General features: G+C 42.5%; 2 protein-coding genes and 1 pseudogene. 2 read left to right on the plus strand and 1 reads right to left on the minus strand.

All coding sequences use genetic code 11. The features are described 5' to 3' along the window. Window positions 1–225: 225 nt before the first annotated feature. Complete coding sequence (pta, locus tag LD39_RS19955) at window positions 226–1,197, minus strand: phosphate acetyltransferase (RefSeq protein WP_035552608.1); 972 nt, start codon at window positions 1,195–1,197, stop codon at window positions 226–228. Window positions 1,198–1,459: 262 nt separating this feature from the next. Between pta and hemQ the strand changes: the two genes are divergently transcribed. Further along, on the plus strand, window positions 1,460–2,197 hold the full coding sequence (gene hemQ, locus LD39_RS19960; RefSeq protein ID WP_035552611.1) for a hydrogen peroxide-dependent heme synthase: 738 nt from the start codon (window positions 1,460–1,462) through the stop codon (window positions 2,195–2,197). A gap of 509 nt (window positions 2,198–2,706) precedes the next feature. Further along, window positions 2,707–2,865: pseudogene (locus LD39_RS22335) on the plus strand (cell wall hydrolase); the annotation flags it as partial.

Below are 2,865 nucleotides of genomic sequence, written 5' to 3' on the forward strand. Positions count from 1 at the left end.
CTCCCGTGGGAGAAGGAAGTAGGCGAGATCCCACAGGGCACAGCCCGAGGAAGCTCGCCGGTTCCCCCACAGGAAAGCGAGCCCTTCCCCAACGACCCTAAAACTACATAAACATCTCGAAATCTAGTCTTCCATAATCCTGCACTTATGCTCAATAACCTTGATTGTCGCTTTGATGACCAAAAAAATGGCCACCGCATTTGGTGGCCATTTTTGTTAATCAAATTATACAGATTGTGCTGCTGTAATAAGTGCGAGCTTGTACACGTCATCAGCGTTACAGCCACGGGATAGGTCGTTCACGGGTTGGTTAAGACCTTGAAGAATCGGACCAACTGCATCAAAGTTTCCTAGACGCTGGGCAATTTTATATCCGATGTTTCCTGCTTCTAGACTAGGGAATACGAAAGTGTTCGCTTCCCCTTTCAATGGAGAATCCGGCGCTTTCTTCTCAGCTACAGACGGAACAAACGCAGCATCAAACTGGAATTCACCGTCGATCAACAGATTAGAGTTTTGCTCCTTCGCAAGCTTTAACGCTTCTGTAACTTTTTCAGTTTCTGGAGATTTAGCAGAACCGCGGGTAGAGAAGCTTAACATAGCAACTTTCGGATCGATGTCGAACAATTGAGCAGTTTCCGCACTTGCAAGCGCAATTTCAGCCAGGTCCTGACTGTCCGGATTAATGTTGATCGCACAGTCAGCAAACACATACTTCTCCTCTTCACGAACCATGATAAAGACGCCGGACGTTTTCTTAATGCCAAGTTTCGTCTTGATGATTTGAAGAGCAGGACGGACGGTGTCTGCTGTAGAGTGGGCTGCACCACTAACTAAACCGTCTGCTTTACCCATGTAAACAAGCATCGTACCGAAATAATTCTCATCCTGAAGAATCTCACGCGCTTTTTCTTCCGTAGCTTTTCCTTTACGGCGTTCAACGAAATTTGCAACCATTTCGTCATAAGCATCGTAGTTCGCAGGATCAAGAATTTCAGAAGAGGAAATATCCACTCCGATTTCAGACGCCTTCTGTTCTATTTTTTCTTTATCTCCGACTAGTACAGGTGTAAGCATACCCTCTGTACCCAGTTGACTGACAGCGGTTAAAATACGTTCATCTAAACCTTCAGGAAAGACGACCTTCTTGCCTTTACCGTCAATTTTCGCTTTCAAAGTCTCAAATAGGTTACTCATGATTAACCCTCCATTTTTCATTTCTGTTATACATGATAAGACCTTTCGTGTATAAATGAAAGTAGTTCGTTCAGAATTTTTATAATGAAGCGATTTCATTTCTCACTTTACCCTAATTGCATGTAAATCATGTAAAAATCCCATTTAAATTAAACAGTTTGTTGAACTCCGAGGAGATTTCATGAAGGAGACAGAGCAACTGTGTTATATTGGGGAAGGAAGTTTTCTAACACAACACTTTATATACAAAGGAGCGATCACCATGCCAGAAGCAGTAGTTACGATGGATGGTTGGTATTGCCTGCATGATTTCCGTTCTATGGACTGGACCGCTTGGAAATATGCAAGCCCGGAAGAACGTGAAGAAGCCATTCATGAATTCCACCAGCTGATCGAAAAATGGGAAAGCACTGAAAAAGCTAAAGAAGGAAGTCACGCTTTATATACAATCGTTGGCCAGAAAGCAGACTTCATGATGATGATTCTGCGTCCGACGATGGAAGAGCTGAACAATATTGAAACAGCTTTTAATAAAACCAAGCTTGCTGAATTTACGACACCTTCATACTCCTATGTTTCCGTCGTTGAATTATCCAATTATATGGGCAACACGAACGAAGATGACCCTGAAATTCAGGCACGCTTAAAGCCGACTCTTCCGAAGTGGAACCATATTTGCTTCTATCCAATGGATAAACGCCGTCAAGGGAACGACAACTGGTATGTTCTCGAAAAAGAAGACCGCGCGAAGCTAATGTACGCTCACGGAATGACTGGACGCCAGTATGCAGGTAAAATCCGCCAGATCATTACTGGTTCCATCGGTTTTGACGATTGGGAATGGGGCGTAACTCTATTTGCCCACGACGTTCTTCAGTTTAAAAAACTTGTTTATGAGATGCGCTTTGATGAAGTAACCTCCCGTTATGGGGACTTCGGTTCATTCTACATCGGAAACATTCTGAAGCCTGAAGCAGTCGAGCAATTCCTACATGTATAGATTTATTAAGAAAAACGCTCAGGTTACCATCTTGAGCGTTTTTCTTATGTATATATAGGATAGAGATAACTCTATTTCTCTTAAGACGATTACCCACAACAAAACAATAACTCCTAGAGTACCCCCATATTTACGCCACGATCCATGAGTCTGATGTGAGGACGAAATTCATTAATGCTCTGCTGAAAATGGTCTCTCTATTTACCTTTCATCCCTATAGCCTTTTTTTCCAACGGCAAAGCTAAAATATAGTGTCGTAACTGGCTTAAGTAATGACTTATCTCAATTCCATAGCGACCTACCTTAAACAAATAACGTCCTAAACTCAAATAAGTAACGCCTTACTGCCTCCTTCTACCATTTATTTACTTATTAGCAAGATTTTTCATTCATCTTACATGACTATAAACAAAAGGACTACCTGACATTTTTATTCATATCCCGGTGGTCAACTTACATATAGTGTTAGAGAACAACCTTTCATGCCGGTAGTAAAGTGAGGTGACAGCGTGGCTGTTATTCCCTACAACGAAGCAGATGTGAGCTTACTCGCAAGACTGATGAGAGCGGAAGCTGAAGGGGAAGGAAAACTCGGGATATTAATGGTTGGAAATACCGGGGTCAACCGAGTACGCGGAGATTGCATAGATTTCACCGACATCACTTCC

Origin of the sequence: Halobacillus sp. BBL2006, from assembly GCF_000786645.1 — a bacterium.
Lineage (GTDB): Bacteria > Bacillota > Bacilli > Bacillales > Halobacillaceae > Halobacillus.